The sequence below is a fragment of the Fructilactobacillus sp. X2R6C1 genome, assembly GCF_059901295.1.
In genome coordinates this window covers 1-284 of the sequence record NZ_JBWXUZ010000017.1, presented here as the reverse complement: position 1 = coordinate 284, position 284 = coordinate 1, and the positions used below count along the sequence as shown (strand labels likewise).

The window sequence follows — 284 nt, the reverse complement described above, 5'->3', positions numbered from 1 at the left end:
AGCAAACTGCGATAGGCATAAGTTTGATAATGAAATCCTTGATAAGAATGAATTAAAGGAAGAGCTTCCTTCGGAAGCTGATTACTAAGATTGTCTAACATCTCAGAAACTAATTCATAGGTAGGAGTTTGACTAATTGAAGTAGCTAAAATTTCATTGGAAGCCTCATAAATGACAGCTGAAATATAATCCCATTTGTGAGTCGCTAATTTCACTTGCGTAATATCAGTATGAATTACGCGATAAGGAACTTTTTCGTTAAACTGCTGTTGTAAAATATTCGG

1 protein-coding gene is annotated in these 284 nt (G+C 34.2%); it reads right to left on the bottom strand.

Annotation, left to right across the window (positions count from 1 at the left end):
* Positions 1-284, bottom strand: a 284-nt coding sequence (locus tag AC6UDF_RS07175) for a DDE-type integrase/transposase/recombinase (RefSeq protein ID WP_500724181.1), incomplete at both ends; no start/stop codon positions are given.